We start from the raw sequence: 16434 nt of genomic DNA, 5'->3' as shown, positions 1-16434 counted from the left end.
GGTTAAAAATCTAAGTCTAAATCTTTAAATCTGTTATCTTCTGCTACTATAGCTTCACTTTCAATGACACTTTTTTCAAATCTTTTGAAAAAAGGATAATACATTAGTATTGATAAAATAAATATAACGATTACAAGTATCACTGCTCTAAAATCCATCGTTGATAATATTTGAGCTATTGGAAGAGGTAAATCTGCTACATGATAGGAAGGTAAATTAACTAAGCCCCATTTAAAAACATACCACTGTAAAACTGATAGCACTGGTGTCCCTATTACAAAAGGAATAAAAAAATAAGGATTATACGCAATTGGTAAACCATATAAAATAGGTTCTGAAATATGGAAAATACTTGGAACGATGGCTAATTTCCCTTTCTCCTTTAAACTACTAACCTTACTAAATAACGCCAGTACTGCTAAAGCACCTACTAGTCCAGAGCCTGACATTCCAACAAAATAGTCCCAAAAATTTGGCGTAAATATTTTTGTTGGAGTCCCTCCATTTAATAACAAATTATTGTTGATTATTAAATTATCAGTAGCGATTGGTAACACAATAGCTGCTAAAATCGAGTAGCCATTTAGACCAATAAACCATAATAACATTTCAAAAAAAACAATAATGAATAAAATTATTGGCGTGTCAAATTGAATAAGTAAGTAGTTAAAGAAATCCTTCAACATCACCATTATCCCCAAGTTAGAAATGCTGTAACTCAATAAAATGAGACAGATTAAATAAAAAACTGAAAAGAAAGTTAATATAAACGTTTTTTTACTACCCGTTGGAATCCAACTTAGTTTAACTGATTCTTTTTTTAGATTTATTTTATTTATCAATTCAACTGTTATAAGGGATATAACTATTCCTATAAACACATTTTGTATTTCAAAATTAGTACTGTGTAATGTAATAGCATGAACTATTGTTACTGATATAACACTTAAAAAGATTGAGTAAAACAATGGCGTTTCTAATTGTTTACTATGATGATAACTTATAGAAATACTTACATACAAAGCTAGAGAATTAAATGTTAATTTAATTAGTAATTCAAAAAAGTTAGTATATTGGTCAAGCCAGTTGACAGTAAACAATTGGCTTAAAAATAGTAGCATACTGAAAACGGATCCTAACAATAGTATTGGATTTATATCCATCATCCCTTTTTTTATAGATGATAAATGCCGTTGTTGTTCAACTTTTTGTGATAATGGCGTAAGACGACTTTGCATCATCGATATTCTTTCAGAATTTTTGGACATTTAAAGCTCTCCTTTTACTGATTGTTTAATTTCAATAGAATTGCTGCTTTGATTATATTTCCACCATTTACAGTTCCATAATCTTGACTGTTAATGATTTCTATAGGCTTGCCATGCGCATCTGCTATTTGTTTTAATTCTTCAAATCGATGACTTATTTGAGGGCCAATTAATACAACATCAAATTTATCAATATATTCTTCCAATTCACCCGCTGGATGTGCTGAAATCAAAATATCCTTATCTTTTAATTTCTCGCTATTTTTAACAACTTCTTCCATTCGTGCTACCATTACACCAGTAGATGCTCCCAAATTACAGGCTAACAGAATATGTAATTTTGAAAAATTCATTATTTTTCCTCTTCTCTTAATTTTTTATAAACTTTAACAAATTCTTTTGTCAAGGTTGCCATTAATATTGTATTCATAAGCGTGTCTTGCGCATGGATGAGTAATACCGATATGTCATTATCTTCACCCTGTGCTTCTTTTACGATCATAGATGTTTGAACTTTATGTGCATCATTCATAACAGTCTCTGATTCACTTATCTTTTTATCAGCTTCTTCAAACTGACCTTCACTAGCAAATTGTATAGCCTGAACTAAATAACCGAAGGCATCTCCTGCCTTTGAAATTAATTCAAATGAAATTTGTTCTGTGCTCATTTTTATTTTCTCCTCTATTTATAAAGTGTCGAAACAACCATATTAAAAATATCAGTTTCATCAGTTGCTTCTAATATCTCCTTTATTTTTTCCTTATCAAATGCTAATTTTGCTATATTTTCCATTATTCGATGTGTTGACGTATCTTTTAAACCAATTGTTATTAAAAGCTGAACCTCTTCAGGAAAATTTCCTTTCATGTTCATTCCGTTCTTTAAAACTGTTATATACAGCCCTGGATGGATCACACCATCCTCCATTCCAGCATGTACTATCATCACTTTGGGAGCTATCACCATGTAAGGACCGTGTTTCCTAATATTCGTCATAATTCGTTCATGATATGTAGGTAAAGTAGCTTGTTTTTCTTCTAGAGCTTTGGTTCCAATTCTAATCGCTTCTTCCCATCTCATACGTTTTTCTATGATTGAAATACTTTCTAATCCGAAATAGATTTCTGGAATAATATCCTTCTTATTCAATTTATCTTTTTTTGTTAAAATTTTGATTAAATCTAATTCCAATTTACTTAGATTTGTAATTTCATTTGTATTTTCTCGAATTGTCTCCATTATTTTATTGAACTTACTTAGACCAGGCTCTTTATTTGATATAAGTTTCATATTAAAAAAAGATTTAAGTAAATCTAAATCATCCTTTGTTAGATAATTACTGATTGTTAATATTTTTTCTGAATCAATATCTGGAATTTCAACAGTACTAATAATAAAATCATAATCATGCAAATCTTTTTTAGAAAACTTTTTTAGAGAAGAAGTATCAATTTTATTAAATTCAAAAAACTTATTTAACTGAACTCTAATCATTTTAGATACTGCTAAACCTTCTACACAAACAACAAGTACATTTGGTTTTTTTACTAAAGAAACATTTAAGTTTTCAATTTCTGATGCAAAATAAATAACTAAAAATGAAATTTCTTGATCATTTATTATTATCTTATATGTTTCTTCAATTGGTTCTACAGCTTGTTTAACATAATAGAATAAATCTTTGTAATCTGTAAGGATTTCGTTATAAATTGGATTCGTTACTTTTATACCTTTTCTGTTGCGATTAATCATATTTAATACATGGGCATTTAATTGCTCATTAAATTGAGGGCTAAAATCACTAGCACTTTTTTCAAAGCGCTCAGCAATTACTTTTGTTAAATCCTTTATATATTTTTTTAAGATAACTCCACTTTTCTCCATAGACACTTCAGGAGACTCATTAATCATCAATCGCAACAACAATTCCAAGTCATTTAATTCATTCTTATTTTTAGTCATAAAATCTAGTAGTTCCCATTGTGGATGGACTATCTTTATTTTATAAAGAATTGTCAGTACTAACGTATTAAATGAATCATCAAAATCTTTTCCCATAAACCTTTCAATCACTTTAACATCTTCATAACTATCGAATAATATATCCAAATTAAATAGATTGAAAATTAGAAGTTCTGCTTTTTTTGAAAATATTACTTCTTCGGTTTCAATAAAAGTATAAAACTCTCTTAAATTGATTGCCTCTAATAAAAGACTTGTAAACGAATGACAAACCTCTAAAAGATTTCCTTCAATTTTATAGCCTTTCCTTTTAATATGAACTAACTTTAGTGTTTCGAATTGATACGAACGATTTAGAGATTTTATTGTATTTAATACACTCGTTCTTGATATAAACAGTGTTTCTTCGAAATATGAAACTGGAACTGGAACATCAGTGATTAATAACGTTAGGAAAATGAATTCTTCTATTTCGGTTTTCGAATATTTATAAGCTTTTGGTGTTGCTCGTTGCTTAAATTTTCTTAATAATTGCGCTACTTCATCACGTTTGCCAATCATTATTCCTTTTTTTAAGCTTCGATTCAGAGGCATTAGTTGATTTTTTTCTAAAAACAAATCAATTTTTTCAATATCATACCTGACCATTCTCTCAGTAAGATTAAATACTTTAGAAAGATCTTTATAAGTTGAATACTCATCTGTTACTAACAAATAATCTAACAGCATTAATTCTCTTTCGCTTAACCTCACAATTATCCTTCCTTCAACACAATTTTATATAATTATTTTCTAAAATTAATTCTAAAAGTCTTAATTTCATAAGGCTTAATAAAGACTTTTACTTCATTGTTTACTAATTTTAAAGTTGTATTCGAAATATACTCTTCCATTAAATTATTTTCATCAACTCTTTCAATGTCAAAATCACTGGTAAATGTGATTTCTTCTCTTTTTCCACCAAATTCATGTACTCTCACAATAAACCCATTTGTATCCTCAGCTAATTTAACTGCATCTACCATAACATGGTTACTATTAATTTTTACTAAAGCATCTGTTGACTGCGCAATTCCTGGATAGGCTTCTATTGGATTATTTAAATCACTTGCTTCATTAACCACTTCTCCCTCAATGAAATCACCTTTATGCGGTAAGAGGGCATAGGTAAATTCATGACTACCAATATCTTGTGTTTTATCTGGGTATTCAGCACTTTTTATTAGCGTGAGTCGTATAACATTGTCTTTAATATCATGACCATATTTACAATCATTTAATAAAGAAACTCCATAGTCTCTTTCAGACATATCCACCCATTGATGCGCAACCGTTTCAAATTTGGCGAAATCCCAACTAGTATTCCAATGATTTGGTCGTTTAACATTTCCATATTGAATATCATAAGTAGCTTCTGTAGTATGGATGTCTACTGGAAATGCAACTTTTAACAACTTACTTGCTTCATGCCAATCAACATGTGTCTCAAAATCAATTCGTTTACTATGCTTATAGAAGTGAATTTTTTGGCAGATTGATGAACTTCTATACATCCATTCGATAGAAATAGTTGTTCTAATTTCCCCTGTCTCTTCACTCATAGCAATCATTTCAACAATTTCATCATGCTTTTCTTGATAAAATGAATCAATATTCCATGCATCAAATTGAATGGGTTTATCCGTAAAAACTTGGAACACATTTAATGGTTTGCCCTCAGGATTAACTAATCTTGAGACCTCTTTATCTAATAAATAAGAAATTTGACCTTTGGAATTAAATTTCACCACATAAAAAGGGGTTTCCAATTTGTAATCTTCAGGCTGAACAACAGATAAATGATTTTCTTCATTAGTATCATTAGATTTTTTAATTTCTAAATTATTAAATGCTAAAGCTTTTGATTCTACTAAAGCTAAGTGCGTATTGAAACCTATTCTTTGGGTAACAATCTTTTCATTTTTCAGGTACACATCCTGATTATTTAAGTTATGTATTTTGATTAATTTTGAATTTCCCCATTGAGTCGAGTCAAAATAATGAATATGTTTATCTGAGTCTTTAATCAATAGATTAAAAGATTTTGTTTCTTCAATATTCATTTTTTCTTCGAGATCTTTATACTCTAAAAGACTATCTTCATACACTTCTTTAATAGATGAACCAGGGATAATATCGTGAAATTGATTTCTTAATAAGATTTTCCACATTTCGTTCATGGTTTCATTATCACCTGTATTATCATTAAGTATTGTTAATAGAGATTTAATCATTTCATTTTTTCTAAAACGTAACTCAAACTGTCTATTTAATTTTTTATTAATAGCTTGACTTGTGTATGTCCCTCTATGAAACTCAAAATACAACTCACCATTCCACACGTGCTTATATTGATTACTTTCATTAAAAGTATTTTTTAATCGTTCAAAATATGTACTGACTTTGGTTGATTTAATCACAGGAAAACCATCTACACCACTCAAATGTTTCTTCATTTCGATCATCTCCCTATTAGGTCCTCCTCCACCATCTCCATATCCAAAAGCAAATAATAAATCTTGATTAATTGCTTTTTCATGGTAATTATTCCATGTACCTACAACAGCTTCAGCAGTCATTTGACTATTATAAGTAAAACCTGGCTGATCATAATCATCTGGTGTAGTAATGATATGAGTTAAAATTTCACTTCCATCAATCCCTCTCCAAGTGAAAGTATCTGTTGGTAAACTGTTGTATTCATTCCAACCTAATTTAGTAGTCATAAATGTATCAATATTTGACAGTTTTAAAATTTGAGGTAACGCCCAAGAGTAGCCAAAAACATCTGGTAACCATAGAGTCTTAGAAACATAGTTGAATTCATCTTTAAAAAAAGCTTGCCCAATTAATAGCTGTCTCACTAAGGATTCTCCTGAAGGAATATTACAGTCTGCTTCAACCCACATGCCACCTTCAACTTCCCATTTCCCTTCAGCAACTTTTTCTTTGATTTGAGAATAGATTTCAGGATAATCTGTTTTTATATAATCATAGAGTTGTGGCATTGATTGTAGAAAGTGATAATCTCCGTTCTCTTCCATTAATCTCAAAACACTTGAAAAGGTTCTCGCTATTTTTTCTCTAGTATGTTTTAAACGCCATAACCATGCGACATCAACATGAGCATGTCCAAAAGCAGATATCACAATTCCACTTTCTTTATTTATTTTTTTTAATTCAAGATCTAAAAAATTTGCTGCCTTATAAATAGATTCCTTTTCTTTCTCAGGTAAATTAGAATCCCAATCAATTATCAAATAAGCTTCATTTAAGATATTTGTCAATTGAATTTTACTTAAATCATTCTCATCTAATAATTCAATAATTTGCAAAATACTAGTTGATTGATAATAAAAGGTATCTATTCTTTCATCTAATAAACAAATATCAGCTTGTTTTAATTGGTGTTGCATTTTTTCTTTACCTGAGTCTCCTGGTAAACCAGACCAAAGTCTAAAGGCAAGTTCTGATTTTTTTCCTTCTTCTTCTTTTGAAAACACTACCTCAGTATGATTGGTATCTATTCCTTGTAGGACTTTATTATTAAGAAAAGCTAGACCTTCAAAACCTGCATTGTTCCCACCCTCGGTAATTCCAAAATCAAATATACCAACAACACGATGATTAGAAGGTGCAACAGGTAAGTCCACAATAGTTTTTAACCACATATATTGATCTAATCCTTGCCATATATGCTGAATGGGTTTCTTTGAAGAAAAATCTACACTACTTGGATAAACACCATTATTCCCTTCATCATCTGGTGCACTATCGAATTCTTTAATAGAAACAATAGTTTGATATCTTTTTTGATTAATTTCTTTAATTCGACTGGCTAATTTTTCAATTGTCCAAAAATTCTTCGTAAAGTTCATATTAGACTCCTTTTTAACTGATTTTTTGATGCTTAAATTCTTTCCAAATATTTTTTTCTATCATAATATACAGACTGAACATACAACCTAAAACAATAATTATCGCCTGTGGTACTAACACTATTATGGAAATTCCTGAAAAAAATACAAATAATAGTAAAAAAGAATATGGTAATTTTATTATTGTTATTACTAAAGAAATTTTTATCCTTTCTAAAAACAATTCATTTGGATAAATTAGTAAAGAAAAGATACTACTAAAAACTAACAATATAATTAATCCTGAAAAAAACAGAGTTATTGCATACACTGCTAACTTAAGACCTGAAGGTAAAGTATCTAATAGGGATAAGTTGATTTTTCCAATCAATAAAACAGTCATCAACAAAAGTTGACATAAAAAAGATTGTTTAAAAAACTTTTTAAAGTAATATACAAAAGCCGCAGGATAAGATGCCCAATCATTCTCTTTATCAAAAAAATAGATGGTTCCCAAAAGAGCTGCAAAAGTTGGTAACATCGTAATAATCGGTAAACTACCAACTATAAGAATCAAACTAATCACAATGATATTCATTAACTTATCTAATAAGTAGTATATTTTTTCTTTCATCTTTTCCCCTACTTTTTTATTCTTTTACTGCTCCTGCTGTTAATCCAGCCATCATCTGTTTGCTAAATAGAGCAAATACAATTAATAATGGAATAGTTGCTAATAAAGAGCCTGTAATTACTAAAGTATAATCAGTGTAATACACGCCTTGTAATTGAGTTAAAGCTAACATTAAAGTATATTTAGATTCATCATTCAATACAATTAATGGCCACATATAATCATTCCAAGATCCCATAAATGTGTAGATAGCAAGAAAAGCCATAGCAGGTTTTAAAATAGGCAGAGCTATATTCCAATAAGTTCTAAACGTGCTACAACCATCCATTCTTGCTGACTCCAAAATACTATCTGGTATGGCATCTTCTGCGTATTGTTTAATCCAAAAAATACCAAATGCATTTGCCATTGAAGGTATAATAAGTGCCTTATAACTTCCAACCCAACCAAAGAAATCCATTAGTAAAAATTGTGGAATAATGTTTAATTGCCCTGGAATCATCATTGTTCCAAGTAAAAAAGCGAATAAAAACCCTTTTCCTTTAAATTTTAGTTTTGCAAATGCAAAGCCTGCTAATGAATCAAAAAATAAAACTAATATAGTTGAAGTACTTGCAATAAACAGACTATTAAAAAATGATCTTAAAAATGTTGTCTGTTCAAAAACTATTTTAATATGATCTAATAGATTAGGACCGAAAGTAAGAACTGGTGGCACTGAGTATAGTGCTGACATGTCTTGTGAAGCCATAACAATCATCCAATAAAAAGGAAATAGAGAAAAAATAATCCCAATAAATAAAACTATTCTAATGAGCCAAATCGATACCTTGTTATTCATTCTACTTCTCCCCTTTTATTTTTCGCGTAGTTAAGTACCAATTTATCAGGGATACTATTAAAATAATCCCAACCAGTCCCCAGGCAATTGTTGCTCCATAGCCGTATACGTTTTGACCAAAAGCTGTTTGGTATAAATAATATACAATAGTTAAGGATCCACCTTCTGCAGTTGGACTACTTGGAACTAAAATTTGGGCCTCTGAGAACACCTGCAATCCTCCAATTGTAGACATCATTACGGTGAACAAAATAATGGGCTTTAAAAGAGGAACTGTAATTAACTTAAATAATTGAAAAGTTGTTGCGCCATCAATAATTGCTGCCTCATAATAGTCTTTTGGAATTTTTTGTAAACCTGTAAAGTAGATAATCATGTTATAACCTAAATATTGCCACGTCCCAATAAACGCAATAACAATTTTGACCCAAAAAGGATCTCTAATAAAATTAATCGATTCTTTTCCCATCATTTCTAGGATGGCATTTACAAATCCTGTTTGACTTGAAAATGCTAGTCCAAAGAGAATACTGACTGCTACTACGGAGGTAACATTTGGTAAGAAGAATAGAGTTTTCAATGTTTCTTTTCTTTTAATAAATTTTAAATTCAGTGTAAATGCTAATAATAATGCCATTATTAACATTGGAACCGTACTTAAAACCCAAATAATTAACGTGTTTGACACTGCTCCCCAAAACTCAGCATCATGTATTAATCTTTGAAAGTTTTCTAAACCTATATATTCCATTTTTCCAATTCCATCCCATTTTGAGAATGCTAGGATGGCTGAAAAAATAATAGGAAACAAACCAAAAATTAAGAACAGAATATAAAAAGGTGAAATAAATGCATATGGTGTGATTTTTTCCAAAATACGATCTTTTTTAGTTTTTGTCCTTCCCGAATCCATAATAAGCCTCTTTTCATTTTTTAACGTTATTAGTAAAGTTAAATCTGGTAGATTTTATCTACCAGATTCATCTTTCTATAATTTTTCTATCTTACTAACAGCATCTTTCCAAGCTGTTTCTGGATCTTTATCTTGATACTCAACTAGACTAATTTGTTCAATTAGTGCATCTTCAGCTGCCATATTACGTGTGTCTTTATAAACGTAATTGATATTTTTAGCTGCATCAATAAAATATTGATTAATTTCTTGACCACCAAAGAATTCATCTTCGTTAACCATAACGTCATCTTCATATACTTTTTGATTTGCTGGGAATAAACTTAATTCTTTCATATTTGTTTTTTGCATTTCAGGTCCTGTTAAAAACTTAACTACTTCTGCTGCTTCTTTTGGATGGTCCGTTGTTCCAATAACAGCTAAGTAGGAACCACCATAATTGGATGCATTACCAGGTGCTTTAGCAATTCTCCATTGACCTACTCGTTTATCATAATCATCTTTCATATCTTGAACACCCCAAGAAGCAGATACGTTGGCTGTGTACATTGCGTCAGTTAATGCAACCATACTATCTACAGAATTACCTTGAACACCTAGAGTGTAACCGTTTTTAATTGCTTCCACTGTAAAGTCCCAAGCTTCTTTTGTTTGGCCATCTGCAAGAATTAGTTTACCTTCCTCATCATATTGGCTCTTTGTCATTTTTCTTAATTGAATTGCTAATAATTCTTCTCCAGATAACCAAGTTGCTTTATCTGCTTTTTCCTTAATTTGTTTGGCAGCGTTCATATAATCCTCATCTGTTTTAATTTTTTCAGAGACTTCTTTAGGATCAGTTGGCAACCCTGCCTTTTCAAAAGTTTCTACATGGTAGAACAAGGCTGTTGGCCCAATATCTAAAGGCATAGCAATTAAGTTTTTCTTATCTGGAGTCATGGCACTTCCCCATTTCCAATCAACATAATCACTTTCTAATTCGACAACATCATAATCCAATAAGTTTACAAACTTTTCTGAATAAGGTAGGAATTCTTCTATATTGCTGTTTATTGTCGTAATATCTGGAGCTGATTTTGAATTTAAACTTGTTTTTAGTTTCTTATCAAAATTTTGATCTGCTGGCAATGTATTAAATGTTAATTCATAATCTGGAAATTTTTCTTTTGCTGATTTAATGCTCTCATCACTAATCGCACCTGTATATAAATTAATAGCTAATTTAACTTTACCACCTGTTTTACTATTTGCTTCATCTGACTTTCCACAAGCTGATACTAAACCAATTAACCCTAAACTTAAACCTAATGCTAAAAATGATTTATAACTTTTTTTCATGTTTTTCCGTCCTTTCAATGAATTACCTATAGATTAACAAAAAAGGTATGCGCTTCCAATATCTTTAATAACAATTTTTGTCACTAACTTTTCTCTTTTATTCTATACAAATACAGCTTAGAATTTAAATACTCTGTGATATTAATTGATTTATCTGTTCTCTACTATCTAAAATCCAATTGATCTCACTAGGATAGTCCGAAAAGGTTATTTCATCCATATTGTTTAATAATATTTTTTTAACTTGCTCACGCCCTATCAGTTCACATAACTTTTCTAACGCTTGAATGTCTTGTATCCCATAATGAATATTTTTTAGGCGAATAGATGGTAACGGTCCTTTTTCACCTGGATAGACTAAAAACGCATCTCCTGAAGCAAAAGCACCACCTGTATCTGTTTCAACAAAAGGATTAACTAATTTTTTTGAATATTGAGTATACCAAAAATTAAATCCCCAATGTAAAAAACCATCAATATCATTCAAAAATAATTGATACCCAATAATTCTTGTCCTATAAGATGGCATATCAAAAAAGCGATTAGAGACATTGTCTCTTTGAGCACTACAATAATATGCCCATAAATGAGGAACTCTATTTTCGAGAAATGGAGTAATATGATCTGTGGCAACTACTGGAATATCAATTAGTTTTTTTTGGTAGAAAGAATAGTTAGATAAAGCATCCATTATAGGGTAATCTTGAACCAAATCTTTAATAAACAAACTTATTTCTTCATATCTTTCAATCGAATCATTAGAAGGTTCATCTGATAAATGAAAGTAAACATTATTACGAAAAGGACTCATTTTAATCCAATTGATTAATTCTGGAATAAACAGGCTTAAAAAGTTTTTATATTCTCTACTAATTGAAGAAGTATGCCACCCAAATATAGTTTCTCCATTTTTTTCAACAATGTGTGGCGCATAATCTGCTCCCCATTGACTATATAAATGAGAAAACTCTAAATATCTGATTCCTACTTCCTTACAAATATTTGCCCATTTTGTTAGATTAGAAAAATCAAAACGATATGTACGATCAATAATTTCCACTTCAACTAATTGGATAACTGGCCGATAATTACCCACTTCTGTATCTAGAGGTGGCGTAAACAAGGGTGTTAGAATCATATTTTGACCATGTTTTTTCGCGAAACTTATATAGTTTTTTACTAACTCCCAATAGTGCTCACTGAATATAGGAACTTGATAATAGTCTGATAAACAGTCAGTATGCAACCACTCTGTATGTCTTAATTCCTGTTCAGGTAAAAGTGTTGGAATCACTCTTAATGAAAATGTCGATACCTGTTCATTTCCATCACAAGATAGTTTAAAATTAATTATTCGATTCCTTTGATTATTAAAATCTTTAGGATAAATTTCAATCCAAATACTATGCCATTGATACATAGTTCCTGTCACTTCACCTGTTTCTCTTACTGGTGTTAATAAATCTGGGAAAAAACCTGGAACACCTTTTAAAAAATGATTATCTTTTTTTTCTTTGATTGGAGTCATTGAAGGAATTTGATTGACATAAAAAAATGATAGTTCATCCTGATCCAACGAATCAATAGTATAGGTAAAATTTTCTGATCCATAAAAAGCAAACTGAATCGAATATTTTTCTTTTAATAGTGTTGATCCATTTAATCGTTCTTTTCTTGAGGTTGGTCCATCAAAGAAAACTTTTTCTAGTGAACTTAAGCATAGTAATTCCAATTAATTCACCTCTTCATTATGAATATAATTTAACAAATGTCTCAATTTGTCTGTCTGTAATGCTTATTATTCGATATCCTCTAGGTAAATCACCATAACAGTTATATCCAGATACATTTCCGTATACACAATTAATACCTAAGTATTCCCCTACAAAATTATTATCATGATCATGCCCACAAAAAATATATTTGATATGATTATTTAATACAAATCTTGAAAACAATCCAGTATTTAATTTAGGACTCGCAATTCTAGGATTCTGCTCCCAAAAGTAACCATCCTTTATTTTTTCTCCAGCTTGTTCATATTCTGGTAAAGGGATATGTAAAAAACATAAGTCTTCGGTCTCTGAATCATTTTGTTTATAACTGTTTCTAGTTTTTTCATACCAATCTATTTGATCTATTGAGACAAAATCATAGCTTTCATCATCCAAAGGAGACATCGAACCTGTATCAAAGAAATAGCAAACATTTTTCAATTTTTCTTCCTTAAAAAGCTCGACTGTATAAGCCTCCCTTCCTCTAGAATCAATAAAACTATTTTCTTTTTCCACAATATTTACTAACTTATCTTCCAACTCTCTTAAATCATTTCTCGATAATGACTCTTCAGAATCATGGTTACCATATGTAATAGCTACAGGATTTGGGAATTCGTTTAGAAGATTTATTAATTGTTGATATGATGCTGCAGGATTCTTAACCCCTTCTGACCAAATAAGATCTCCTGTGATAATAACTAAATCAGGATTTTCTAACGTAATATATTTTCTAATCATATCAAGTGTTTTTATATCTTCTAAATTGAAAGGTAATTGACCCAAATGTATATCTGTTAATTGCATTATCTTGAAATGTTCATTTTCAACTATCATCATTCTGTATCCTTTCTATAAAAAGGATGACCTAACAGTCATCCTAATGTTGATTCACTCTAAAATCTAGATTTTAATACTTCCAGGCTTTTTTTAATTTATCAGTTTTTTGTTCAAAAGCTTTTTCGACTTCTATTATTTCAGACACTTCTGAAACACCAACATTCCACCAACCTCCGTATCCGTCAGACATAGTTTTAGGTAAAACTTTTATATCGAATAGTGTTGATTGGCTCTGTTTTTCTGCATCTTTTAAAGCTTCAATTAATTCTTCCCTTGTTCGAATACGATAAACTTTACAACCATATCCTTCAGCAATTTTAGCATAATCTATTGTCATAATTTTATTATCTATATCCCGTAATTCACAATTAAAGCTACTACTACCATTTGCCATTTGAAGGTTATTAATACAGCCATATCCAGCATTATCAAATAGCATAATATTAATCTTTTTATGATACTGAATAGCTGTTACTAATTCACTATGAAGCATTAAAAAACTACCATCTCCTAAAACAGCATATACTTCTGATTTTGGTTGTGCTAACTTCGCTCCTAATGCACCTGCTATTTCATATCCCATACATGAGTAACCATACTCTAAGTGATACGAATTGATAGTGTTCGTTTGCCAAAAACGTTGGAGATCTCCTGGTAAAGAACCTGCCGAAGCAACAACAATACTGTTCTCGTTTACTACCTCGTTAATAGTAATCAACGCATTGGTCTGTGTAAAATTAGTTTCTAAAGTATCGGCATATTCATTCATGATTTCTGTAGTAAAGTGATTTTTAATTTCAGGAATAAAACTTTCTTTATTAAACACCTGCTGATGTAATCTATTTCTTTCATTCTGCCATTCTTCTTGCCACTTTGTTAACTCGTCACCAAATTCAGATTGATATGTTTCTAAATAAGTTAGTAGTTCTTTTACTGTTTCCTTTGCATCCCCTACTAGTTGAATTGCATCAAATTTATAAGCTTGCACGCGACTAACATTAATATTCAAAAAACGAGTTTGTTCGAAATTAAATGCCGTCTTTGAAGATGTCGTAAAGTCCGTATATCTTGTTCCTATTCCAATAATCAGATCTGCTGAATCAATCGCTTTGTTTGCTGAAGCTGTTCCTAGAATCCCTGTACCTCCTAAATTGTAATAGAAACTATTAGAAATCGTTGATTTACCGGCATGAGTTTCAACAATCGGTATTCGATGTTTTGAAGATAATTGTTCAATCACTGAGCCAGCCTGAGAGTATTTTGCACCTCCACCAACAATAATTACGGGTCTTTTACTTTCTTTAATAAGTGCTTGAGCCTCAGTAAATGCACGTTTAACTGGTTTTACTCGATCAATATAGTGAATTCTTTTCTTGAAAAAATTGACATCAAAATCAAATGCTTCAGCCTCTGTGTCTTGCGGTAAACAAATTGTTACAGGACCGGCTGTTGCTGGGTTTGTTAACACTTCAAAAGCACGTATCATCGCACTCATCAACTGCTCTGGTCGCTCGATTCTATCCCAGTATCGCGAAACAGCTTTAAAAGCATCATTCGTTGTCAAGGAAATACTGGACTCATGTTCTAATTGCTGCAACACTGGATCAGGTTGTCGTGTTGAAAATGTATCAGCAGGTAAAAATAATACTGGAATATTGTTTGCATGAGCTGTTGCTGCAGCTGTAATCATGTTAGCTGAACCAGGCCCCGCAGATGCAGTCACTGCCCATATCTTTTGCCTAAGCATCTGTTTACTGTACGCAATTGCAGAGTGTGCCATACCTTGCTCATTTTTTCCTTGAATCACTTTTAAATGACCTGGATTTGTTTCTAAAGCATGACCTATTCCTAAAACATTTCCATGCCCAAAAATATTAAAAACCCCTTCAACAAATGGGCTTTCTTCTCCATCAATTGAAATATATTGTACGTTTAAAAATTTAATTAAAGCTTGAGCTGTTGTTAATCGTATTGTTTCTATCACGAAGTCACGTCCTTTTAAGCTTGTTCTTTTATTAATTCTTCAATTTCCAGTACACTTGGCATTGCCTCTGATGAACTGTGTTTACTGACAACAATTGCAGCTGATGCACTACCATACTGAAGAGCCTCACTGATTTCTTTTCCTTGAACCATGGCATAAATAAATGCTGCTGCATATGAATCACCTGCACCAAAAGTTTTTAAAACCTTTGATTTATATGCACTACTTCTATGTATTGCTCCCTCTTTTTCATACGCATAAGATCCATCAACACCATGTTTTATGACAATTAATTGAGGTTCATATTCGAATAAATATGCTGTCGTGTCCTTATTTTCATCTTTTTTCTTATTTTCTAACATATCAAATTCATCTCTAGTTCCAATTACTATATCTGACTGTTCTGCAACTAATGAATAGTAAACTGAGACTTCCTCATTACTTTTCCATGTATACGGACGATAATCTAATTCAAAAATAACTTTCACTTTATTCTTTTTTGCTACTGAAATAGCTTTTAGAACTGCTTCCCTTGATGGACTTTTAGCAAGTCCTGTTCCAGAAACGACTAAATTTTTTGCCTGTTTTATATAGTTTTCATCTATATCTTCTGTTGATAAGTATAAATCTGCAACCTCATCCCGGTACATTAAGATACTACACTCTTCAGAACTTAAAATCTCTGTAAAGGCTAAACCTGTTTTTTTCCCTGTTTGATCTACAACTATGTTACTAACATCAACTCCAACGGTATTCATATAATTCTTGATAAAATTTCCATGCTGATCGTTTGAAACTTTCCCAATGAACCCGCATGATAAACCTAGTTTAGATGCTCCAATCGCTATGTTAGCAGGAGAGCCTCCTACATATTTACTAAAAGTCATTGTTTGTTCCATTGGTCGATTATACTCTACTGCATTTAAATCAATACAAGCACGGCCAATTGCAATCAAATCGTAATTTTTTTTTATCATTAT

Annotated in this window: 13 protein-coding genes; all 13 read right to left on the bottom strand. The window is 30.9% G+C overall.

Annotated elements, in window-relative coordinates:
- Positions 1 to 2: 2 nt before the first annotated feature.
- The 13 genes from ACODH8_RS02880 to iolC all read right to left on the bottom strand — a co-directional run bounded on the left by ACODH8_RS02880 (position 3) and on the right by iolC (position 16428).
- Positions 3 to 1268 (bottom strand): PTS transporter subunit EIIC, encoded by a 1266-nt coding sequence (locus ACODH8_RS02880; protein ID WP_332466094.1) that lies wholly within the window; start codon positions 1266 to 1268, stop codon positions 3 to 5.
- 14 nt (positions 1269 to 1282) lie between these two features.
- On the bottom strand, positions 1283 to 1621 hold the full coding sequence (locus ACODH8_RS02875) for a PTS sugar transporter subunit IIB (protein WP_332466093.1): 339 nt from the start codon (positions 1619 to 1621) through the stop codon (positions 1283 to 1285).
- Positions 1621 to 1938, bottom strand: coding sequence for a PTS lactose/cellobiose transporter subunit IIA (locus ACODH8_RS02870; RefSeq protein WP_332466092.1), 318 nt, complete (start codon positions 1936 to 1938; stop codon positions 1621 to 1623). The genes ACODH8_RS02875 and ACODH8_RS02870 overlap by 1 nt, the downstream gene beginning before the upstream one ends.
- A gap of 14 nt (positions 1939 to 1952) precedes the next feature.
- On the bottom strand, positions 1953 to 3986 hold the full coding sequence (locus ACODH8_RS02865; protein ID WP_332466091.1) for a BglG family transcription antiterminator: 2034 nt from the start codon (positions 3984 to 3986) through the stop codon (positions 1953 to 1955).
- A 32-nt stretch (positions 3987 to 4018) separates the two neighbouring features.
- Positions 4019 to 7150, bottom strand: coding sequence for an alpha-mannosidase (locus ACODH8_RS02860; protein ID WP_332466090.1), 3132 nt, complete (start codon positions 7148 to 7150; stop codon positions 4019 to 4021).
- A 13-nt stretch (positions 7151 to 7163) separates the two neighbouring features.
- A complete protein-coding gene (locus tag ACODH8_RS02855) occupies positions 7164 to 7763 on the bottom strand; it encodes a hypothetical protein (protein WP_332466089.1) in 600 nt (199 codons plus the stop codon).
- Positions 7764 to 7779: 16 nt separating this feature from the next.
- Complete coding sequence (locus ACODH8_RS02850) at positions 7780 to 8604, bottom strand: carbohydrate ABC transporter permease (protein ID WP_332466088.1); 825 nt, start codon at positions 8602 to 8604, stop codon at positions 7780 to 7782.
- 1 nt (position 8605) lies between these two features.
- Positions 8606 to 9517: a sugar ABC transporter permease gene (locus ACODH8_RS02845; protein ID WP_332466087.1), complete on the bottom strand. Its 912-nt coding sequence runs from the start codon at positions 9515 to 9517 to the stop codon at positions 8606 to 8608.
- Between the two features lie 75 nt (positions 9518 to 9592).
- Entirely contained in the window at positions 9593 to 10855 is a 1263-nt protein-coding gene (locus tag ACODH8_RS02840) for an ABC transporter substrate-binding protein (RefSeq protein WP_332466086.1), read from the bottom strand.
- A gap of 124 nt (positions 10856 to 10979) precedes the next feature.
- Positions 10980 to 12587 carry a DUF4091 domain-containing protein gene (locus tag ACODH8_RS02835; RefSeq protein ID WP_332466085.1) on the bottom strand — a complete coding sequence of 536 codons (1608 nt, stop codon included), beginning with the start codon at positions 12585 to 12587 and terminating at the stop codon, positions 10980 to 10982.
- Positions 12588 to 12603: 16 nt separating this feature from the next.
- A complete protein-coding gene (locus ACODH8_RS02830; protein ID WP_332466084.1) occupies positions 12604 to 13467 on the bottom strand; it encodes a metallophosphoesterase family protein in 864 nt (287 codons plus the stop codon).
- Positions 13468 to 13540: 73 nt separating this feature from the next.
- Positions 13541 to 15454, bottom strand: a complete 1914-nt coding sequence (gene iolD / locus ACODH8_RS02825; protein ID WP_332466083.1) for a 3D-(3,5/4)-trihydroxycyclohexane-1,2-dione acylhydrolase (decyclizing) — start codon at positions 15452 to 15454, stop codon at positions 13541 to 13543.
- Positions 15455 to 15468: 14 nt separating this feature from the next.
- On the bottom strand, positions 15469 to 16428 hold the full coding sequence (gene iolC, locus ACODH8_RS02820; RefSeq protein WP_332466232.1) for a 5-dehydro-2-deoxygluconokinase: 960 nt from the start codon (positions 16426 to 16428) through the stop codon (positions 15469 to 15471).
- Between the last annotated feature and the right edge of the window lie 6 nt (positions 16429 to 16434).

The organism is Vagococcus fluvialis (genome assembly GCF_048815235.1).
Classification (GTDB): Bacteria; Bacillota; Bacilli; order Lactobacillales; family Vagococcaceae; genus Vagococcus.
Note: the sequence above shows the minus strand (reverse complement) of the source record. Positions and strands in the feature narration are given on the sequence as shown.

Excerpts from the sequence above, each read along its gene's own strand:
- ACODH8_RS02830 (WP_332466084.1), bottom strand. The coding sequence starts at position 13,467 with ATGATAGTTGAAAATGAACATTTCAAGATAATGCAATTAACAGATATA.
- ACODH8_RS02870 (WP_332466092.1), bottom strand. The coding sequence starts at position 1,938 with ATGAGCACAGAACAAATTTCATTTGAATTAATTTCAAAGGCAGGAGAT.
- ACODH8_RS02855 (WP_332466089.1), bottom strand. The coding sequence starts at position 7,763 with ATGAAAGAAAAAATATACTACTTATTAGATAAGTTAATGAATATCATT.
- ACODH8_RS02875 (WP_332466093.1), bottom strand. The coding sequence starts at position 1,621 with ATGAATTTTTCAAAATTACATATTCTGTTAGCCTGTAATTTGGGAGCA.
- ACODH8_RS02860 (WP_332466090.1), bottom strand. The coding sequence starts at position 7,150 with ATGAACTTTACGAAGAATTTTTGGACAATTGAAAAATTAGCCAGTCGA.
- ACODH8_RS02850 (WP_332466088.1), bottom strand. The coding sequence starts at position 8,604 with ATGAATAACAAGGTATCGATTTGGCTCATTAGAATAGTTTTATTTATT.
- ACODH8_RS02840 (WP_332466086.1), bottom strand. The coding sequence starts at position 10,855 with ATGAAAAAAAGTTATAAATCATTTTTAGCATTAGGTTTAAGTTTAGGG.
- ACODH8_RS02845 (WP_332466087.1), bottom strand. The coding sequence starts at position 9,517 with ATGGATTCGGGAAGGACAAAAACTAAAAAAGATCGTATTTTGGAAAAA.
- ACODH8_RS02880 (WP_332466094.1), bottom strand. The coding sequence starts at position 1,268 with ATGTCCAAAAATTCTGAAAGAATATCGATGATGCAAAGTCGTCTTACG.